Origin of the sequence: Pseudophaeobacter sp. 1A16562 (assembly GCF_041008785.1) — a bacterium.
In the GTDB taxonomy this organism is placed as follows: domain Bacteria; phylum Pseudomonadota; class Alphaproteobacteria; order Rhodobacterales; family Rhodobacteraceae; genus Phycobacter; species Phycobacter gallaeciensis_A.
In genome coordinates, this window is record NZ_JAXGFT010000004.1 from 188,658 (window position 1) to 208,974 (window position 20,317).

Below are 20,317 nucleotides of genomic sequence, written 5' to 3' on the forward strand. Positions count from 1 at the left end.
GGATGCGCCATGTGATCATAGATCGCCCCGGGGCAGCAAGACGACCAGCGGCGCGCGCACAACTCTGTGATCGCGGGCGGCCGTTGTTTGAGGGGGCAGACGGGGAGGAAGAAGGAGGCGGCACCAAAAAGGACGCCGCAATCAGGGCTTCCCCGGTCGGCTTGGGACGGCCGGGGAAGCTGCGCGCGATGCTGCGCTACTGCGCGCCTTGGCGCAGGCCCAGGATCCGGCGCGCGGTGGCGGCATCGGCAACGCTGCGGCCATTCTGTTCACAGAGCGCCACAACCCGCTGCACCAACGCCGCGTTCGAGGGGGCGAGGTGATCCTTGTCGAGCCGGATATTATCCTCGAGCCCGGTGCGGGCATGCCCGCCTGCGGCCACGGACCATTCGTTGAGAACGGATTGGTTTGCCCCAATCCCGGCCGCGCACCAGGGCGCGTCCGCACCGAACAGGCGCTTTACCGTTTCGACGTAGAAGTCGAACACTGCCTTGTCCGCGGGCATGGCGTTTTTCACCCCCATGACGAACTGCACATAAGGCGTGTCCGCGATCGGTCCGGCCGCATGCATCTGGGCGGCCTTCAGGATATGCGACAGATCAAAGGCCTCGATCTCGGGCTTGATCTGATAGCTGCGCATTTCAGCGGCGAGCCAGTCGACCAGATCCGGCGGGTTCTCATAGACCCGGTTGGGAAAGTTGTTCGATCCCACCGACAAGGACGCCATGTCCGGTGCAAGCGGCAGCATGCCGCCGCGCGTCTTGCCCGCGCCGGACCGCCCGCCGGTGGAGAACTGGATGATCATCCCCGGGCAGTGCTTTTCGATACCTTCCTTCAGCGCCGCGAACTTGTCCGGATCGCTGGAGGGGGTTTCATCGTCGTTGCGCACATGGGCGTGCACGATGGCAGCGCCCGCCTCAAAGGCCTCATGGGTGCTTTCGATCTGTTCGCTGACGGTGATCGGCACGGCGGGATTGTTTTCCTTGCGTGGCAAGCTGCCGGTGATTGCCACGCAGATGATGCAGGGCGCCGTCATGATTTCGGCGCCAGGACGAAGTCGTGCACGACCTCGTAATAGGGGCGGTCGAACCCGGCTGCGCTGATCCGGGCGGGATCTTCGATCAGATCGAACTTGGCCAGCAGGCTTTCCTTCACGCCAAAGACCGCATCGGAGTGGATATAGGGATCATCCGGGTCAAAGATATGGGTGATCAGCGTATCAAATCCGTCTGCCTCGAGGATGTAGTGCAGATGCGCGGGGCGGTAGGGGTGACGCCCCAGTTGCGTCAGCATCTGCCCCACCGGGCCATCATCGGGGATCGGGTAGTATTTCGGTTTCACCCCTTTGAAATGATAGGTGCCATCGGTCCCGGTGCGGAAGACGCCGCGCAGGTTGAAATCGGGCTGAAGACCCTTTTGCTGCACGTCGTAGAAACCTTCGTCATTGGCCTGCCAGACGTCGATCTTGGCATTGGCGATTGGCTGACCATCGGTGCCGGTGATGCGGCCCCTGACCAGCATCGGCTCCCCCTTCTGATCCAGGCAGATATCCGCGCCCATGGGCAGCTCCGGCGCGTCCTCGACGTGGAACGGGCCGAGGACGGTGGATTCCGAGGCGCCGGAGGGTTTGCGGTTGTTGATCGCATCGACCAGCATGGAGACGCCCAGACTGTCGGACAGCAGGATGAACTCCTGCCGCCAGTCGTTGCAGGCGTGGCCCACCTTGGTCAAAAACTGGATCGCCTCGAACCATTCCTCCTGCGTCGGTTCGATTTCCTTCACAGCGGCATGCAGGTGTTTCGTCACCACCGCCATGACCTCGGCGAGGCGTTCATTCTTGGCGTTGGCATTGCGGCTGATGACAACCTCGGCCGAGTTTTCTTCGGTGAAATACCCTTGTTCCTGATCGCTCATTGTCGCCTCCTATCGGGCCAGAATGGTTTTGAAGACGCGGGTCAGCTCGGCCTCGGCATTGTCGGGCGCGCCATCGTGACGCCAGCAGACGTGCTGGTCGGGGCGGGTGATGATGCAGCCGCTGTCGCCGACCTCGCGGGCGCGGGCCCAGTCGCCGGTGTAATCCATGTATTCCTGACGCGGGCCGATGACATGGGCGTTGAGTGTGATGCCGAACTCTTTGGCGATCTTGCTGGCCGCTTCGACCCAGGCTTCGCCGCCAAGACCGGTGAAGATGGTGAAGGCACCGCCGCCCGCCAGATCAAGGGTGGAATGTTTCTGACCCGCCGCGTCGAACAGCCAGGCATGCGGAATGCGTGCCCCGGGCCATGTGGTCGGCTGGTAATGCAGGTCGGCATCCAGTTTGAAATCCGGCTCGATCTGACCATCGGTCACGGTCGCGTCCGACCGGTAACGTTGGTTCATCTCGACGCCATGGGCATCGAACTCGTACTTCTTGAAGGCGATGGCCTTGTTCAGCGCCTCGCGCTGGGCTTCGGCCTCGGGGGTGGAGCCGCAGCGGGCGTCCATATTGGCCTTGATCTTGGCAATGTCGGTGCCGCCGGTCATGCCGAGCGCCTCGAAGATGGGACCGAATTCGCCGATGGACTGGTTGGCGCGGGTGACGATCTGTTTCGCCACCGGCGCGCGCTCTTCGGAATAGGTTTCCAGCAGCCGTTCCCCGGCCTGACCTTTGACCACGGCGGCAAGTTTCCACGCCAGGTTGAAGGCATCCTGAATCGAGGTATTGGAGCCCAGACCGTTCGACGGCGGGTGGCGGTGGGCGGCGTCGCCCATGATGAAGACACGTCCGCGCGACATCTGGGTGGCGTAGGTGTCGTTCACCGTCCAGGTGTTGGCGCTGAGCAACTCGATCTCAAGCTCGGGATCGCCCACCAGCTGCCGGGCCACATCCGTCGCCATGGCCTCATCCACGTTGGGGGCGGGCTCGTTGATGTCATAGCCCCAGACGATCAGCCACTCGTTCCAAGGGCGCACGCAGCGCACCAGCCCCATGCCGATGCCGCCGACATCCGCGCCGGGCTGCATCACCCAGTAAAGGACCGAAGGACGATGGGCGACGTATTTCGACAGATCCGCCCGGAACACGATGTTCATCGAGCCGCCGACGCCCATCTGGCCTTCGAAGGGCAGGTTTTCATTCTCGGCCACCAGAGAATTGCCGCCATCGGCGCCGATCAGGTATTTCGAGCGGATCGTCAACTCTTGCCCGGTCATCCGGTCATAGCAGGTGGTGGTGACACCTTCAGCGTCCTGCACGTGGCTTTTGTACTCGGTGCTCATCCGCGCCCGGGTGCCGCGTTTGCAGGCGGTCTTGAAGAGGATCGGCTCCATAAAGGTCTGCGGCAGATCGTTCATGAAGGTCGGCGAAGAGAGCATGTGCTCGGCCTTGGACAGGGGATGGGTGCCCCAGGATTTCATCCGGCCGATTTCCTCACCGGCGAGGCTTTCGCAGAAGACGTTCTCGCCCATGATGCTCTGGTCCATCGCGTTGAGGTAGACCTCGTCTTCGACCTCTTTGCCCAGATCGCGCAGGACCTCCATCGTGCGCTGGTTGGTGATATGGGCGCGCGGGGTATTGGCTAGCCAGTGATAGCGATTGATCGCGACATTCTCGATGCCATAGCTCGACAACAGTGCCGCCGCGACCGACCCTGCAGGCCCGGTGCCGATGATCAGAACCTCTGTGGTGATGTCAGCCATGTTTATTCCTCCGATGGTGATAGTTTGCCGCCCCGAAGGGTTCGGCGAATTGGGAAAAGGTGCAGCCCTGTGCGCTCGGAGATCAGTCCCCAGAGCCCACGCGGGGCGATCAGCATGATGGCAATGGCCAGAAGGCCCAGCGTCAGCAGGTACCAGCTGCCGAAATCGGCCAGCAGGGATTGCAGCGCAAAGAAAATGAGAACGCCTAGGATCGGACCTTCGATGGTGCCGATGCCGCCGATCACCACGATGAACAGGACATAGGCGGTCCAGTCGGTGACGCTGAAGGCGGCGTCGGGCGAAATCCGGGCTTTTTGCAGGTAGATCAGCGCCCCGGTGAGGCCGGTGCCAAAGGCCGAGGTCAGGAATACCATCAGCTTCATGCGTCCGGCGTCGACGCCAACGGATTTGGCCGCTTCGGTGTTGTCACGCACCGCAGCGAGGGCCAGTCCGTTCTTGCTGCGCAGCAGCCAGTAGATGCCGCCGATCGTCGCCAGCGCTAGCACCAGCGCCAGCCAATAGGCGAGGATATCGCGCGCCGCAGCGGAGCGCACGTCCAGCACCTCTTCGATCATCTCGACCAGCCACATGTCGCGGGTGGCGCTGCGCGGCAGTGAGGTGCCGGTGCCGCCGCCAAGCGTCTTCCACTGGGCGACGCTGAGGCGGACAACCTCGGCGATGACCCAGGTGCCGATGGCAAAATAGGCACCGTTCAGGCGGAAGGCGAAAAATGCGGTGGGCACGGCAATCACCAGCGCCGCGATGCCGCCCAGAAGGATGGCGGAAATCGGATCAAGTCCCCAAAGGATCACGCCGCCAAACAGCGCATATGCGCCCATGCCGACGAATGCCTGCTGACCGATGCTGACGAGACCGCCATAGCCCGCCAGAAGGTTCCAGAACTGCGCCAGCACCAGCATTGTCAGGATAAAGAACATGTCCTGAATGGTTCCGCGCCCGGCAAAGAAGGGCAGGGCCGCCAAGATCAGCGTGCCGCCAAGGCCAAGAATTGCCGCGATGCGCGAGACTGGGGTTCGGGTGGATACAGTATATGTCATGTCTGCCCCCTTTAGTCGTGTGCCCGGGGGAACAGCCCCCGCGGTTTGATCAGCAGCACCAGAAGGAAGGCGACATGCCCGGCCAGGATTTGCCATTCCGGGGTGATCGCGGCCCCGAGGGTCTGCGCCACACCGATAATGATGCCGCCCGCCAGCGTGCCCCAGAGAGAGCCAAGCCCGCCGATGATCACCGCCTCGAAGGCATAGATCAGCCGGGCCGGTCCGATGTTGGGATCGAAGTTGGCGCGCAGGCCCAGGTACAGGGCGGCGATGGTCACGATGATCAATGCGATCCCGGTCGCGGTCGCAAAGATGTTTGCGGGCTTGATCCCCATCAGGCTGGCCGTGGTCGGATCATCCGAGGTGGCGCGGAAGGCGCGCCCAAGTTCGGTCCGGTAGAACAACTGGTTCAGCCCGACGATGACCAGAACGGCCGAGGCAAAGGTCAGCAGCGGCATCACGCCAAGCGAGATCGGCCCCATCTGCACCGACGCCGTGGTCAGCGCGTTGGGCGGCAGGCGCTGGCTGTCGGCGGAGAAGACCTCCAAGAGCGCGTTTTGCAGCGCAATCGACAGGCCAAAGGTGATCAGCAGCGGCGGCAGGATGTCATCGCCCAGCGTCCGGTTCAGCAGGAACTTCTGCAAGGCCCAGCCAAGGACGAACATCACCGGCATGGCAATGAGCAGCGCGAGAAAGGGAGAGACCCCGAGCAGCGTCACCAGCAACAGGATCAGGTAGGCACCCATCACGATCAGATCGCCATGCGCGAGGTTTACCAGCCGCATGATGCCGAACACCAGGCTCAGCCCGGCGGCAAAAAGGGCATAAAGGCCCCCCAGAAGGATGCCTTGGATTATCGTGTCGATCCAGATCATGCGGCTGCTCCGAAATAGGCGTCGTGGATGGCCTCGCGGCTGAGGCTCTCGGGGGTGCCGGACAGGGTGATGCGGCCTTCCATCATGCAGTAGACGCGGTCGGCGACGGCCATGGCCTGGGCGATGTCCTGTTCCACCACCACCAGCGAGGCGCCCGCCGCCTTGATCGCCGGGACGGCGGCGTAGATGTCCTTGATCACCACCGGGGCAAGGCCAAGGCTGATCTCATCACACAAGAGAACCCGCGGGTTGCTCATCAGGGCGCGGCCGATGGCGACCATCTGCTGTTGCCCGCCCGATAGCGCGGTGCCGGGGCTGTTGCGGCGCTCCCGCAGGATGGGGAACAGGTCGTAGACGGTGTTCAGCGTCCAGTGGCCGCTTTTCTTGCGCCCGTAGGTGCCGATCAGGAGGTTCTCCTCGACCGAGAGAGAGGGGAACAGCTTGCGCCCCTCGGGCACCATGGCGACGCCCTGTGCCATGATTTCATCAGCGGGCTGCGCGCCAACGGGGCGGCCATCGTAGGTGACTGCCTCGGCTGCATTGCGCAGCACCCCGGCAATCGAGCGCATCAGCGTGGTCTTGCCCGCGCCATTGGCGCCGATGATGGCCACGGTTTCCGCCTCTTCAAGGGTGATATCCACCCCGAACAGGGCCTGGAAATCACCGTAGTGGGCGGTCAGGTTATGGGTTTCCAGCAATGACATCAGACTTCGATCCCCAGATAGATTTGCTGCACTTCGCGGCTGGCCATGATGGCGTCGGGGTCACCCAGACCGATGACCTTGCCAAAATCGAGCACCAGCAGGCGCTCCACCACCGAGGTGAGCGCGTGAAGGACATGCTCGATCCAGATGATCGTCACGCCCTGCGCGTGGATGTCCCGGATGGTGCCGATCAGCGACTGGCACTCGGCCTCGGTCAGGCCGCCTGCGATTTCGTCCAGCAGCAACAGTTTGGGCTGGGTCGCCATGGCGCGGGCCAGTTCCAGACGCTTGCGCTCCAGCAGCGACAACTGTCCGGCCGGGGTGTTGGCACGCCGGATCATCTCCGTGCGTTCCAGGATATCAGCGCAATCGTCCCGCACGGCGGCCTCACCCAGGCGGCGGCCATGGGTGGCGGCGACCAGAAGGTTTTCGTAGACGGTCAGTTTTTCGAACGGCTGCGGGATCTGGAAGGAACGCCCGATTCCCGCCATGCAGCGGTCCATTGCCGAGGTGCGGGTGACGTCGCGCCCTTCGAAATTGATGGTGCCAGAATTGGCGGTCAGGTTGCCGGTGATCAGGTTGAACAGCGTCGATTTCCCGGCGCCATTGGGGCCGATGATACCCAGCGCTTGGCCCTGTGGCACCTCGAAGGTGACATCGTCGGTCACGGTCAGGGCGCCAAAGCTTTTTGAAACCGATTGGAGAGAGAGGATCGACATGAAAGGTCCTTTGCCAGTCCGCAGGACGGGGTGTGAAAAGGCCGGGGGAGGGCGCGGGTCCTACGTGCAGCAGGACCCGTGAGGGCAGGATGGGATCAGGAAATCTCTTCCATCTTGCCGCCGGTCGGGATCTCCGGGTGATCGGAGTTGTCCACCACCACGAGATCATAGCTGCCATCGTCCTGAAGCCGCCACTGACCGCCCACAAGCGGGGTTTTGGCGACATTCGCGGCGGCGAACGGCGGCAGACCCTTGCCGTCGAATGCGATGCGCCCGACCATCGAATCCAGCTGCGTTGCGGCGATGGCGGCTGCAACTTCATCCGGGTCGCGGCTGTCTTCGACGCGGCCCATGACACTGGCCGCCATTTCGAACAGCGCGTGCACGAAACCAATGGGCTGGGTCCACTGCTTGCCCGTCGCCTGGCTGTAGCCTGCGGCCAGATCGGCAGCGGATTGCCCGGTCAGGGAGGAAGAGAAGGGATGGTTCGGTGACCACCAGACCTCGGAGGACAGGTTGTGCCCCTGATCGCCCAGAGCCTCGACCGCCTGCGGGAATAGGATGGCCTTGCCGATGCTTGCGGCCTTGGGGGTGAAGCCCTGCTGTTTGGCCTGTGTCCAGAAGGTGGTGAAATCCGGCGGGATCGGCACGCCGGTGACGATTTCAGCATTTGCCGCCTTGAAGGCATTGATCTGGGCGCTGAAGTCATCGGTGAGGTTCTGATAGCGGCCGGTGTCGGTCAGCTTATACCCTTGGGCGTCCAGCACCGGCGGGAAGCCCACGTTGGGATCGCCCCAGGCGTTGCCATCGCCATCGTTGGGGAAGATCGCACCAACCGATTTATTGGTGTCGAGTTGGTTCCACATCGCCGTGAAGGTGGAAATCACGTCTTCCAGTCCCCAGAAGAAATGGAAGCTGAAATCAAACGGCCGCCAGCTGCCGGGATCGCCCGGGTTGCCTTGCTGACCGATGAAATAGGGCTGCCACGGGGCCACGGTGGAGATCACCGGGATTTCCTCGGCCTCGCAGGTGGTGGCGACCGGGTTGGTCGTCTCGGGGGTAGAGGCGACGAGCATCATGTCGATCTCGTCGTCGATGATCAGTTCCTTGGCGACCTCTGCGGCGCGGTTGGGGTTGGACTGGCTGTCCTTGACGATCACTTCGAAGTTGCTGCCTGCATCCGAGGCCAGAAAACCGTCGATGATGAACCGGTCGGCGTCCGAAAACGCGGCCAGCGGGCCGGATTGCGGGCTGACATAGCCCAGCCGGATCTTGGCATCCCGGGCTAGAGCTGGTGCCGCCAGCCCCCCGGCAGCAAGCGTGAGGCCGGTGGCGGCGGTGGATTTGAGCAGTTTGCGGCGTGTAATCATGATGTCCTCCCTGACGTCATCAAAAGTGTTCGCGAAGCCCCGGTTCAGTGGGCAGGTGGCGTTCCCGCCCAGGCCGCCTGCAACAGCGCGCGGATATCGTCGCGCGTGACAGGCTGCGGATTGGGGTAGGGTTTGGTGGTGGCCAGTTCGGCGGCGCGGTCCAGGTCTTCCTCCTTCAGACCCAGATCGCGCAGCGCCAGCGGCGCCCCGAGTTTTTGTGCAAAGTCATACAAGGCGCGCCCGGCATTCTCGCCGCCCAGAAGATCGCAGATCGGCAGCAGTTCGGTCGCTGCCGCGCGGGCGTTATAGGCAATGGCATGGGGCAGAACGATCGCGTGGGTTTCGGCGTGGGGCAGATCGAATGAGCCGCCCAGCGTGTGGCAAAGCTTGTGATGCAGGGCCATGCCGACCTGGCCCAGCACCGTGCCACAGGCCCATGCGCCGCGCTGCGTCTCGGCGCGGGCTGCGAGATCCGTAGGCGCGGCCAGAACGCGGGGCAGGCCGTCGACGAAGGCCTTCAGCCCGTCGATGGCCAGATGCACCGTCTTTTCGGTGCGGTCGCGCGCATAAAGCGCCTCGGCTGCATGCGCCATGGCGTTAAGCGCCGAGGTCACGGTCATGGCAACCGGCAGCGTTGCGACGCGCTCGGGATCATAGAGGATGACTTCGGGCAGCACCTCGGGGTGGCTCAGCGTCGTCTTGATGCCGTTCTCGGTCTGGCCGAGGATCGGCGTTGCCTCACTGCCGGCATAGGTTGTCGGGATCACGATCTGCGGCAGGCCTGTGCGATAGGCGATTGCCTTGCCCAGCCCGATGGTCGAGCCGCCGCCGATTGAGATGATGCAGTCCGCTGCGACCTCTTTGGCGTGGGCCATGGCCGCTTCGGTGACGGTGACGGGGGTGTGCATCGCCGCCTGACAGAAAACGCCAGCGGCCAGTTCGCCCAGTGTTTCGGCCATTTCCAGCGCTGCGTCGGATTGCTGAGGGGTGGACAGAACGAGGGCGTTCTTCGCGCCCAGCCGCTGAGTCTCTGCGACAAGGATGTCCTTCACCCCAGCCTGGAATACAACGCGCACATCATCTGTTGCGGTTTCTGCCTCTTGTGTCATTTCAGACCTTTCTCCTCCGGTTGTGCCGGACGTTAAACCTCAGTGAATGGTCTGTTGATCGAGATTACGGCATTTAATATATCACGATGTTATGTACATCGATCCCAATCACCTGCGCATCCTGGCAGCGATCGTCGACTCGGGCGGGCTAAGTGAAGGCGCGGCCGCGCTAAACAAGTCCCAGCCCAGCCTGTCGCGCACGGTTGCGATGCTGGAGTCGCGGCTTGGTTCACGATTATTTGAAAAAGGTATCCGGCCGCTGCGGCCGACCGAGCTGTGTCTGTCGCTGGCCGAACAGGGCCGGGTGATCGGTCAGGCAAGTGAGGCGGCGCGCATCGCAGCCGAGCTTTATTCAGGGGGCAAGGCGGGCACCGCGCGGATCGCCGGGACGCCCATCTTCATGGATGGAGTGATCTCCTACATGATCGCGTCGTTCCAATCTGCTTTCCCGGATGTGGCGATCCAGCAAAGCTATGGCTATTTCGCGGAGCTGTCTGAACAGCTGAAGACGGGGAACATCGATCTGGCGATCTGCCCGATGCGCGGCGATGACATCCCGGAAGAGCTGTCGTTTGAACCGATCCTGCGTGGCCGCAATGTGATTGCCTGCGCGCCGTCGCACCCATTGGCGCGTAAATCCACGTTTCGATTGGAAGATATCGCCCAATACCCTTGGATCGCCCCCCCGGCGGGCAGCCCCCTTTATGCGGACCTGAAAAACGCGCTGGAGATCGTAGGCATCACCGATTTCCGCGTCAGTTTTACTGGCGGCTCGCTGGCGGCGATCCTGCGCATCATGTCCGGATCGGATGCGCTGACGGTGTTGCCTTATTCAGTGGTGTTCATGCAGCGACCGTCCAATATGGTCACAGCGCTGCCGGTGAAGCTTGAACACCCGGACCGGCAACTGGGTTTGCTCTGGCGCAACGACCGCCCGGTGCGCCCCGCGGTGTCCCGGTTTCAGAAGTTCCTCAAGGGTGAGTTTTCCGGTCTGGCCGACAGGATCGACGTTCGCGGCCGCGAAGCCGTCTGGAGACGGTGATACCTGCCTGTGTGGGCGGCCCGCGAGTGCGAGGCCTGCTCAATCTGACGAGGGGCGGTGCATTTGGACTTGCGCAGTTGCGGCGGCCTGCGTTAAGGCGCAAGCCTTACCGGTCGTCTGGGGTCGCCCCAATCGAACTGCTGGTGAGAGGGGCAGGGTCGCGGCAAAGACCCCATGAAAGAAATTGGTTAATTCTCAGGTTTCTGTCCCGCCGAATTTCTGAGGTTTGCCATCTTGGACGTGTGGGATTTGTTACCGGATTGCGGGCCACGTTAAACACACCGCTAAAGAGGTCAGGACGCAAAGGAACCCCTTTCGCTTGGCCGAATGGGGTTTTTTATTGCGCCGACGCGCAGGAGTGTGTGCCATGAACGACACGAAAGACAGCAACTGGAACAGCCGCACCAAACTGGTGCACGGCGGCACCCGCCGCAGCCAATGGGGCGAGGTGAGCGAAGCGATCTTCCTGACCCAGGGCTTTGTCTATGACAGCGCCGAACAGGCCGAAGCCCGGTTCATCGAAACCGGCCCGGATGAGTTCATCTATGCCCGCTATGGCAACCCGACCGTGGCGATGTTCGAAGAGCGGATCGCCGCGCTTGAGGGCGCCGAGGATGCCTTTGCCACCGCTTCTGGCATGGCAGCGGTCAATGGCGCGCTGACCTCGCTTCTTAAGGCGGGCGATCACGTTGTTTCGGCGCGGGCGCTGTTTGGCTCTTGCCTTTATATCCTTGAAAACATCCTGACCCGCTTCGGAGTCGAAGTGACATTCGTCGATGGCACCGATCTGGAGCAATGGCGCGCTGCGGTACGACCGGACACCAAGGCGGTATTCTTTGAATCCATGTCGAACCCGACGCTGGAAGTGATCGACGTGGCTGCGGTCGCGGAAATCGCCCATGCCGTCGGCGCGACGGTAGTGGTGGACAACGTGTTCTCGACGCCGGTCTTCTCTGACGCCATCGCACAAGGCGCGGATGTGGTGGTCTACTCGGCCACCAAACATATCGACGGTCAGGGCCGGGTTCTGGGCGGTGTCATCCTTGGCACACGCGATTTCATCCGCGGCACGGTTGAGCCCTATATGAAGCACACCGGCGGTTCCCTTAGCCCGTTCAACGCCTGGACGCTGCTAAAGGGGCTGGAGACGATTTCCCTGCGGGTGAATGCGCAGGCCGAAACGGCGCTGCAGATTGCGACTGCCCTTCAGGGGCATCCGAAGCTGGCGCGGACGATCTATCCCGGCCTAGCCGATCATGCCCAGAACGCGCTGGTGCAGCGGCAACTGGGGGGCAAGGGCGGAACGGTCCTGTCGCTGGATCTGAAGGGTGGCAAGGAGGCGGCCTTTGCCTTCCTGAACGCCCTGACGATTCCGGTGATTTCCAACAATCTGGGGGATGCGAAATCCATCGCAACCCATCCGGCCACCACCACCCACCAGCGGCTGCCCGATGATCAGAAGGTGGCGCTGGGCATCACGCCGGGTCTGGTGCGCTTCTCGGTTGGGCTTGAGGATCCGGAGGATCTGATTGCGGATCTGACGCAGGCATTGGATGCCTGCGGCGGCTGAAGTGTTGGGGACGCTGCGGCCCGCGTTGTTCGCGGGCCGGGGCGGGTTCACTTGTGGTGCGGGGTCAGTTCCGGGCCGGAACCTGCCGTATTTGTCTGATCCATTTTGTGTTTTCCCGCGTAACAGAGTAATACTGAACATCGCTGCGCCCCGGGGCGTAGCAGCAGCGGAGGAAGTGGTCGTATGAATATCCATATGCGCGGCGTGGACGAGACACCGGACCGGACCGAGGCAGAGGCGGCTCTTGAGACGCTTCGCCAATGGGCCGCGACAGCCACCCAGACGGAAATTGCGCAGCTTGACCCAGCCGTTGCCCGGCTTCTGCCAGAGCGGGCGGTGCAGAACTACCCCGATCTGTCGCGCAACTACCCCGAGGATTTTGTGGCGGATGAGGGCTATCGCGCCACATTGCCCGACCTGCAGAACGGCCCCTCCAGCCTGATCCGGGGCGCCAATGAGCAGATCCAGCATGTGGGGATTTCCAACTTCCGCCTGCCGATTCGCTTTCACACACGGGACAATGGCGATCTGACGCTGGAAACCAGCGTGACCGGCACCGTCAGCCTCGAGGCCGACAAGAAGGGCATCAACATGTCCCGGATTATGCGGTCCTTTTACAAACACGCGGAAAAGACCTTCAGCTTTGAGGTAATCGAGGCTGCGCTTGAGGATTACCTCAGCGATCTCGGCAGCATGGACGCGCGCATCCAGATGCGGTTCTCCTTTCCGGTGAAGATCGACAGCCTGCGTTCGGGACTGTCGGGCTATCAATATTACGATATCGCGCTGGAACTGGTGGATCGGGACGGGGTGCGCAACAAGATCGTGCATCTGGACTATGTCTATTCCTCGACCTGCCCCTGTTCGCTGGAACTGTCGGAACACGCGCGCCAGTCGCGCGGGCAACTGGCAACCCCGCATTCGCAGCGGTCAGTGGCGCGGCTGTCGGTGCAGATCGACCCCGAGGCCCCCTGCCTGTGGTTCGAGGATCTGATCGATCATTGCCGCCGCGCGGTGCCTACCGAGACGCAGGTCATGGTCAAGCGCGAGGACGAACAGGCCTTTGCCGAACTGAACGCTGCCAACCCGATCTTTGTCGAGGATGCAGCGCGCCTGTTCTGCGAAGCCCTGCAAAGCGATCCGCGCATTGGCGATTTTCGCGTGGTGGCCAGCCATCAGGAAAGCCTGCACAGCCACGATGCAGTCAGCGTGCTGACCCAAGGGCCACTGTTTGCCGAAACCAGCCTTGATCCGGGTTTGTTCTCGACCCTGATCCATCGGGGGTAACAGGTTGGCAGCGGCGCACGTTGCGCCGCCTCCTGCCTGTTCCGGTATCACTCAAGCACGAATTTTCGCTGCAATGCCGCATTTTTTTGCTGCGTTGCCGCATTCTCGTGTTAGCCTTCCATCAGGTCCGGACCCTGATGGCTACGGAATCCTTCTGCTGGCCAGATATCCATGCCGGATCTCTTTGATGTAAGGAGTTCCCGATGTTCTTTTCGCCCATCCTCCAAGATCAGCCTGCAACGCTGCCGCAATGGGTCGGCTATTCTGCCGGGACACAGTTGCGATGCTGGCGTGCGATGACGGCGCTGGCGGTTCAGGCGCCTTATGAACAGATACGCCTGACGCATGTACTGATGACCGCCGGAACGGCGGTGTTCAGACCGGCTGCTGTTGCTGCTCCGGCCCCGGCGCCGCAAAAAGCGAAAACACCTGCGAAACGGGCAACCGGCGAACGTTCGGTTGCCAAAACCAAGATCCCTGCGCGGCGTCCGGTACGCAAAAGCAAAGCCGCCCCGGCGGCCAAGACTACGGCGCGCAAATCGCCTGCTGCCAAACCCGCCGTAGAGAAACCGGTCGCGGCCAGACCCGCAACGCCCAAGGCGGCTGCCACCACAGCGACTGCGAGTAAGACTGAGAACAAGGCAGCGGCCCGCAAGGCGACGACAACCAAGCCTGCTGCGACAACGCCTAAGTCGACAGCGGCGAAGACGACCGCGCCCAAAACATCGCCTGCTAAGCCTGCACCAGCGACACTAACACCCACCAAGACCGCAGCAGCAAAACCCGCACAGGCAAAAGCTTCCCCTACGAAAACTTCCTCGGCCAAACCGGCAGCAACAAAGCCCGCAGCGGTCACAGCTGCGGCCAAGGCGACAGCCAAGCCGTCCGCTGCGGCATCCACTCCGCCACAGGCGAATATGGCTGAAGCCACCACAGCGGCACCGGCACAATCCACCGCATCCAAGGCAAAACGCGCGCCGTCCAAGCCTCCGGCGCTCCCAGAGCGCTCCGCGGCAAAGAGTGACGCCGAGAAGGCATGACGCCGCCTTTGACTTGACACTTTGCGCAGGGGGCGCCAACGCTGCCCGTCATGTTGGATCTTCGCCCGGTCGCATATGTCATTGGCCTGTTGGTCGTCATTCTTGGCGCCATGATGGTCTTTCCGTTCCTGATCGATCTTTACGATGGGCAGGGCGAATGGCCGGTGTTTCTTGAAAGCGGCCTGATCACCATTCTGGCGGGCGGGCTGCTGGCGCTCAGCTGTGGCAATTCAGTGCGGCAGGGGCTTAGCATTCGTCAGACCTTTCTGCTGACCACTTCGGTCTGGGCGGCGCTGCCGGTGTTCGGTGCGATCCCGCTGATGATGGGGGCGACCGAGCTCAGCTTTACAGATGCGTTTTTCGAAGCGATGTCGGGGCTGACGACCACCGGGTCCACGGTAATCTCCGGCCTCGATGACCTGCCACGGGGGATCCTCTTGTGGCGGGGTATCCTGCAGTGGCTCGGCGGGATTGGTATCATTGTCGTCGCCATGGTGTTTCTGCCCGAGCTACGGGTCGGGGGGATGCAGATCTTCCGCTCCGAAGCTTTTGATACCATGGGGAAGATTTTGCCCCGTGCGCAGACGATCGCACGTCAGATCTCGTTGATCTACGTGGCGCTGACGCTGCTGTGCATGGTGGTCTATGTGGTGCTGGGCATGGGGCTGTTCGATGCGCTGGTGCATGCCCTGACCACCATGTCGACCGGTGGCTTTTCGAACTACGATGCCTCTTTCGGCACCTTCTCCGGTCCGGCCGAATACGCGGCATCGTTCTTCATGATCATGGCGGCGCTGCCCTTCGTGCGCTACGTACAGTTGATCAACGGGCAGGGGCAGCCGCTGCTGCGCGATAGCCAGATCCGCGCCTTTCTCGGCACTATTCTGGTGCTGATCATCGTGACCGCCAGCGTGCTGCTCTATATCTTCCCGCACCACCCCGAGCAGGCTCTGCGCGAGGCGCTGTTCAATATCACCTCGATCATTTCCGGCACCGGCTATGCCAGCGTCGACTATATGGAGTGGGGCAGCTTCCTGATCATGGTGTTCTTTTTCATCGGTCTGATCGGGGGCTGCGCGGGTTCCACAGCCTGTTCGGTCAAGGTGTTCCGCTATCAGATCCTGTTTGCCTCGATCCGGGTTCAGATCCAGCGTATCCGCTCCCCCAACGGTATCTTCATTCCGCGCTTTGACGGACGCCCGGTCGGGCCGGATGTCCTCAGCTCGGTGATTTCCTTTTTCATGTTCTTCGTGGTGACGCTGGGGGTTGTGTCCTGGGGGCTGGCTCTGACAGGGCTGGACTTCATCACAGCCGTCTCGGGCGCGGCAACCGCGGTGGCCAATGTCGGGCCGGGGCTGGGCGATATCATCGGGCCTGCGGGCAATTTTTCCACCCTGAATGATGCGGCCAAATGGATCCTGAGCGCGGCCATGCTGATCGGGCGTCTGGAACTGATGGCGGTCTACGCGATCCTGACGTTGCGGTTCTGGCGCAACTGACACCGTGCCGGAGCTCTGGGGGCGTGAAAGGGGATTGGGGCCTCAGACAGGGCCCCCTGCGGCGGTTTGGCCCTTGTATTGCTACAATCCGCAGTCTTGCCCTGATCACGGACCTCCCCTATGAGGCGGTGATCGGAATCTGCGAGCGCACGGAGACGAATGCCCCATGCCCGTTCTAGTAATGAAATTCGGCGGCACCTCTGTCGCCAACCTTGACCGGATCCGGCGCGCGGCAAAGCGGGTCGGTGTCGAAGTGGCCAAAGGCTATGATGTCATTGTCATCGTATCGGCCATGTCGGGAAAGACCAACGAGCTTGTTGGCTGGGTCAATGAAACCTCGCCGCTGTTTGACGCCCGCGAATATGACGCAGTGGTTTCTTCCGGCGAAAACGTCACCGCCGGTCTGATGGCGCTGACGCTGCAGGAAATGGATGTTCCCGCGCGCAGCTGGCAGGGCTGGCAGGTGCCGCTGAAGACGACCAGCGCCCACAGCCAGGCGCGGATCGAAGAAATCCCGACCGAGAATATCAGCGCCAAATTCGCCGAAGGCATGCGCGTGGCCGTTGTTGCCGGTTTCCAGGGCATCAGCCCCGAAGGGCGCATCACCACGCTGGGCCGGGGCGGTTCGGACACCACGGCGGTGGCCTTTGCGGCTGCCTTTGATGCCGAGCGCTGCGATATCTACACGGATGTGGATGGCGTCTATACCACGGATCCGCGCATCTGTGATAAGGCCCGCAAGCTTGACAAGATCGCATTCGAAGAGATGCTGGAACTGGCCTCTCTGGGGGCGAAGGTCCTGCAGACCCGCTCGGTCGAGCTGGCGATGCGCTATCAGGTACGGCTGCGCGTCCTGTCCAGTTTCGAAGAACAAAATGACAATGCTGGCACGCTGGTCTGTGCCGAGGAGGACATCATGGAATCCAACGTTGTGGCCGGTGTGGCCTATTCCCGCGACGAAGCCAAGCTGACCGTGCAATCGGTCGCCGACCGTCCCGGCATTGCGGCAACCATCTTTACCTGCCTGTCTGATGCAGGCGTGAATGTGGACATGATCGTGCAGGACATCTCGGACGAGGGCCGCACGGATATGACCTTTTCCTGCCCCACCGATCAGGTGGCGCGCGCCGAACAGGCCTTGCAGGAGAGCAAGGAAAAAGGCGATCTCAACTACGCCGAACTGGTCGCCGACAAGGACGTTGCAAAGGTTTCGGTCGTAGGGATTGGCATGCGCTCGCAATCGGGCGTGGCGGCCAAGATGTTCAAGGTGCTCTCGGATGAGGGGATCAATATCAAGGTCATTACAACCTCAGAGATCAAAATTTCCGTGCTCATCGACCGGAAATACATGGAACTTGCTGTTCAGGCACTGCATGATGCCTTTGAACTGGATAAGGCAGCCTGATCGTGCGTGGGCTGCCTGGCACAATAACCACGTGAACAGGGCCCATGGTCGAAAGTACTGAATCCGAGAGCCGCAGGTTGCTAGGCCGCCTGCGCGAGGCCATGGCCGGGGATGACCCTGGCCAGGCCCGTCTGGACAAGATCACTCACCTGATTGCTGACAGCATGGGGACCGAGGTCTGCTCGGTCTACCTGTTCCGCGATGACGAGACGCTTGAGCTTTGCGCGACAGAGGGTCTGAACGTCGAATCCGTGCACCAGACCCGCATGCGGATTGGCGAAGGTCTGGTGGGCCGGGTGGCCAGATACGGCAAGGTGGTCAATACCCCCGATGCCCCGAACGCCAAGGGGTTCCGCTATATGCCGGAAACCGGCGAAGAGCGGTATTCCTCCTTCCTCGGCATTCCGATCCAGCGTCTGGGCGAGATGATGGGCGTGCTCGTCGTTCAGTCCAAGGAAGCGCGCGAATTCTCCTCTGATGCGGTTTACGCGCTCGAAGTGGTGGCGATGGTGATCGCCGAAATGGCGGAACTCGGTGCCTTTGTGGGCGAGGGCGCAGCCCTGTCTCCGATGCACCAGCAGCCGGTTCTGCTGAGTGCAACTGCCGCGCAAGAAGGCGCTGCCGAAGGCCATGTCTGGCTGCATGAACCGCGCGTCGTGGTAACCAACCCGATTGCCGATGATCCGCACCGAGAGCTGGAGCGCCTGAACGAAGCAGTGGAAGAGCTGCGCGTTGGTGTCGACAAGATGCTGAAGATCTCTGAAAACGGAGACAAGGATCAGCTGCAAGTTCTTGAAACCTATCGTATGTTCGCCAATTCCAAAGGCTGGATGCGGCGCATGGAAGAAGACATCTCGCGCGGGTTGAGCGCCGAGGCCGCGGTTGAAAAGGAACAGTCCCAGGCCCGGGCGCGTATGTCTCAGGTGCAGGATGCCTACCTGCGCGAACGGCTGAGTGATCTTGATGATCTATCGAATCGCCTGCTTAGGATTCTGACCGGGCAGGGCGCCGAAACCGGCGCCGATCTGCCAGTGGACCCGATCCTGATTGCCCGCAATATCGGCCCGGCCGAGCTGTTGGAATACGGTCGCTCGCTGCGCGGCATCGTACTGGAGGAAGGCTCCGTCGGCTCGCACGCGGCGATCGTAGCGCGGGCCTTGGCGATTCCTCTGGTGGTGAACGCCAAACGCATCACCACCGAGGCGCTGAACGGCGATCATATCATGGTGGATGGCGATCAGGGGGTCGTGCACCTGCGCCCGGATGAAACCGTGGTTAGCGCCTTTCGGGACAAGATCGCGATGCAGGCCGATGCCCAGGAGCGCTATGCCTCGATCCGGGAAAAACCTGCCATTACGCAAGACGAGCAACACGTCACCTTGCTGATGAACGCAGGGTTGATGGCCGACCTGCCATCGCTCGAAGGCTCTGGCGCCGAAGGGGTAGGGCTGTTCCGCACCGAGCTGCAGTTTCTTGTGCGTGATCAGATGCCTAAGCGGTCTGAGCTGGTGACGCTCTATCAGCGCGTTCTGGATGCATCGCACGGCAAGCGGGTGGTGTTCCGGACGCTCGACATCGGGTCGGACAAGGTTCTGCCCTATATGAAACCGACGGATGAGCCGAACCCGGCCCTCGGCTGGCGGGCGATCCGGGTGGGTCTCGATAAACCGGGCGTCATGCGCATGCAGCTGCAGGCGTTGATGCGGGCGGCCAATGGGCGGCCGCTGTCGATTATGTTCCCCTTTGTTGCGCAATTCGAAGAATACCGTGCTGCGCGCCAGGAGATCGACAAAACGCTGGAGCGCGAGCGAATCCTTGGCCACGCGCTGCCGGAACGGCTGGAAGTGGGGGCGATGCTGGAAACCCCCTCGCTGGCATTTGCGCCGCATAAGTTCTTTGAAGAAGTCGATTTTCTTTCGATCGGCGGCAACGATCTGAAGCAGTTCTTCTTTGCTGCCGACCGAGAGAATGAGCGCGTCCGAAAACGCTATGACACGCTGAACGTCAGCTTTTTGACCTTTATCGAGCAGATCGTGGAGCGCTGCGACCGGTTCGAAACACCGCTGAGTTTCTGCGGCGAAGATGCTGGGCGGCCGATCGAGGCTGTCTGTCTTGCTGCGATGGGTATCCGGACGCTGTCGATGCGGCCTGCTTCAATTGGGCCGGTCAAGTCTTTGTTAATGCGTGTTAACCTTTCAGATGTTCGCAAGATTATTTCGGACTCCCGCCACCGGGGCGATCAATCCGTCAGACCTGCTGTGATGCGATACCTGCGGGAGCTCTGAGCGCGGCGACCTTTCTGACAGTAAATAATGGCGCGGCCCCGGAAACGGGGCCTTTTTCTGCTGGGTTGCCGCAGATTGGCCAGGCGCTTGTCCCATTAGCCGCTACAGTCAGCCGAACCGTTTGTGATGCTGGATTTTAGGGGAGGACAGTGGGGAATCAGATGAAACTGCGGGGGGATAAGGTTTGTCTAAAATATTAGCAAATTTGACATTTAATCGTCCTTGACTCCTCCAAATTTACAAAATTCAATAATTTTGACTGGTTTGCCAGATTCATTCAAATGTTGCCCACATGTTCATCCACAGGAGGGGCTTCTGTTCTGGCGAAGGTTCGAAGGATATCCGGTGAGGTCTGCGTCAGATTGGCAGTGGGGCGCCGGATCGCATAGTGATGTGGCTCACGATCTCGCCAAGCGGGATGTCTTATCCCACAGTTATCCCAGGTTTATCCACATTAATGGATGATGCCTGTGTATTGATGTAAAAACACAAAAGGCAAACCAATTGCGGGAATGGGATCTCTGCATGCCCTGCAAATTTCAAAGTAGTTGCATTCAATTTTACCTTCTCTTGGTTGCCAAGTGGTAAACGACGGGCCCCGGAATGGGGCGTTTAAATTTCAAGTATGAAACTTTAAGCTTGAAGTGTTTGTCGTCTCGCTTATCCTGATCTCAAC

Annotated in this window: 16 protein-coding genes and 1 riboswitch; of the genes, 7 read left to right on the top strand and 9 right to left on the bottom strand. The window is 61.4% G+C overall.

The genetic code is table 11. The features are described 5' to 3' along the window. Positions 1–196: 196 nt before the first annotated feature. The 9 genes from SM764_RS07335 to SM764_RS07375 all read right to left on the bottom strand — a co-directional run bounded on the left by SM764_RS07335 (position 197) and on the right by SM764_RS07375 (position 9,513). Complete coding sequence (locus SM764_RS07335) at positions 197–1,036, bottom strand: 3-oxoadipate:acetyl-CoA acetyltransferase (protein WP_369001409.1); 840 nt, start codon at positions 1,034–1,036, stop codon at positions 197–199. Beyond that, entirely contained in the window at positions 1,033–1,914 is an 882-nt protein-coding gene (locus SM764_RS07340; RefSeq protein ID WP_369001410.1) for an intradiol ring-cleavage dioxygenase, read from the bottom strand. The genes SM764_RS07335 and SM764_RS07340 overlap by 4 nt, the downstream gene beginning before the upstream one ends. A 9-nt stretch (positions 1,915–1,923) precedes the next feature. Then, positions 1,924–3,678, bottom strand: coding sequence for an FAD-dependent oxidoreductase (locus SM764_RS07345; protein WP_369001411.1), 1,755 nt, complete (start codon positions 3,676–3,678; stop codon positions 1,924–1,926). A gap of 2 nt (positions 3,679–3,680) precedes the next feature. Next, a complete protein-coding gene (locus SM764_RS07350) occupies positions 3,681–4,736 on the bottom strand; it encodes a branched-chain amino acid ABC transporter permease (protein ID WP_368946992.1) in 1,056 nt (351 codons plus the stop codon). A gap of 11 nt (positions 4,737–4,747) precedes the next feature. Continuing rightward, positions 4,748–5,611 carry a branched-chain amino acid ABC transporter permease gene (locus SM764_RS07355; protein WP_368946993.1) on the bottom strand — a complete coding sequence of 288 codons (864 nt, stop codon included), beginning with the start codon at positions 5,609–5,611 and terminating at the stop codon, positions 4,748–4,750. Beyond that, the gene (locus SM764_RS07360) at positions 5,608–6,315 is read right to left on the bottom strand and encodes an ABC transporter ATP-binding protein (protein WP_065270839.1); all 708 of its coding nucleotides are present in this window, start codon (positions 6,313–6,315) and stop codon (positions 5,608–5,610) included. The genes SM764_RS07355 and SM764_RS07360 overlap by 4 nt, the downstream gene beginning before the upstream one ends. After that, a complete protein-coding gene (locus SM764_RS07365) occupies positions 6,315–7,034 on the bottom strand; it encodes an ABC transporter ATP-binding protein (protein WP_065270838.1) in 720 nt (239 codons plus the stop codon). Before SM764_RS07365 ends, SM764_RS07360 begins: the two co-directional genes overlap by 1 nt. A 95-nt stretch (positions 7,035–7,129) precedes the next feature. Then, positions 7,130–8,404, bottom strand: a complete 1,275-nt coding sequence (locus tag SM764_RS07370; RefSeq protein WP_368997615.1) for an ABC transporter substrate-binding protein — start codon at positions 8,402–8,404, stop codon at positions 7,130–7,132. Between the two features lie 44 nt (positions 8,405–8,448). Next, positions 8,449–9,513: a maleylacetate reductase gene (locus tag SM764_RS07375; RefSeq protein WP_369001412.1), complete on the bottom strand. Its 1,065-nt coding sequence runs from the start codon at positions 9,511–9,513 to the stop codon at positions 8,449–8,451. A 91-nt stretch (positions 9,514–9,604) separates the two neighbouring features. Here SM764_RS07375 and SM764_RS07380 point away from each other — a divergent pair, with 91 nt between their 5' ends. The 7 genes from SM764_RS07380 to ptsP all read left to right on the top strand — a co-directional run bounded on the left by SM764_RS07380 (position 9,605) and on the right by ptsP (position 19,641). Further along, positions 9,605–10,555 carry a LysR family transcriptional regulator gene (locus tag SM764_RS07380; protein WP_065270835.1) on the top strand — a complete coding sequence of 317 codons (951 nt, stop codon included), beginning with the start codon at positions 9,605–9,607 and terminating at the stop codon, positions 10,553–10,555. Between the two features lie 232 nt (positions 10,556–10,787). Further along, a riboswitch (SAM riboswitch) is annotated at positions 10,788–10,864 on the top strand. Positions 10,865–10,922: 58 nt separating this feature from the next. After that, positions 10,923–12,125 carry an O-succinylhomoserine sulfhydrylase gene (gene metZ, locus SM764_RS07385; RefSeq protein ID WP_274867269.1) on the top strand — a complete coding sequence of 401 codons (1,203 nt, stop codon included), beginning with the start codon at positions 10,923–10,925 and terminating at the stop codon, positions 12,123–12,125. A 183-nt stretch (positions 12,126–12,308) separates the two neighbouring features. Beyond that, positions 12,309–13,412, top strand: a complete 1,104-nt coding sequence (gene folE2, locus SM764_RS07390) for a GTP cyclohydrolase FolE2 (RefSeq protein ID WP_065270833.1) — start codon at positions 12,309–12,311, stop codon at positions 13,410–13,412. Positions 13,413–13,615: 203 nt separating this feature from the next. Continuing rightward, positions 13,616–14,452, top strand: a complete 837-nt coding sequence (locus SM764_RS07395; protein ID WP_369001413.1) for a hypothetical protein — start codon at positions 13,616–13,618, stop codon at positions 14,450–14,452. 50 nt (positions 14,453–14,502) lie between these two features. Further along, positions 14,503–15,951 carry a TrkH family potassium uptake protein gene (locus SM764_RS07400; protein ID WP_065270831.1) on the top strand — a complete coding sequence of 483 codons (1,449 nt, stop codon included), beginning with the start codon at positions 14,503–14,505 and terminating at the stop codon, positions 15,949–15,951. Positions 15,952–16,117: 166 nt separating this feature from the next. Next, positions 16,118–17,356, top strand: a complete 1,239-nt coding sequence (locus tag SM764_RS07405) for an aspartate kinase (protein WP_065270830.1) — start codon at positions 16,118–16,120, stop codon at positions 17,354–17,356. Positions 17,357–17,400: 44 nt separating this feature from the next. Further along, positions 17,401–19,641: a phosphoenolpyruvate--protein phosphotransferase gene (gene ptsP, locus SM764_RS07410; protein WP_065270829.1), complete on the top strand. Its 2,241-nt coding sequence runs from the start codon at positions 17,401–17,403 to the stop codon at positions 19,639–19,641. The last annotated feature ends 676 nt before the right edge of the window (positions 19,642–20,317 follow it).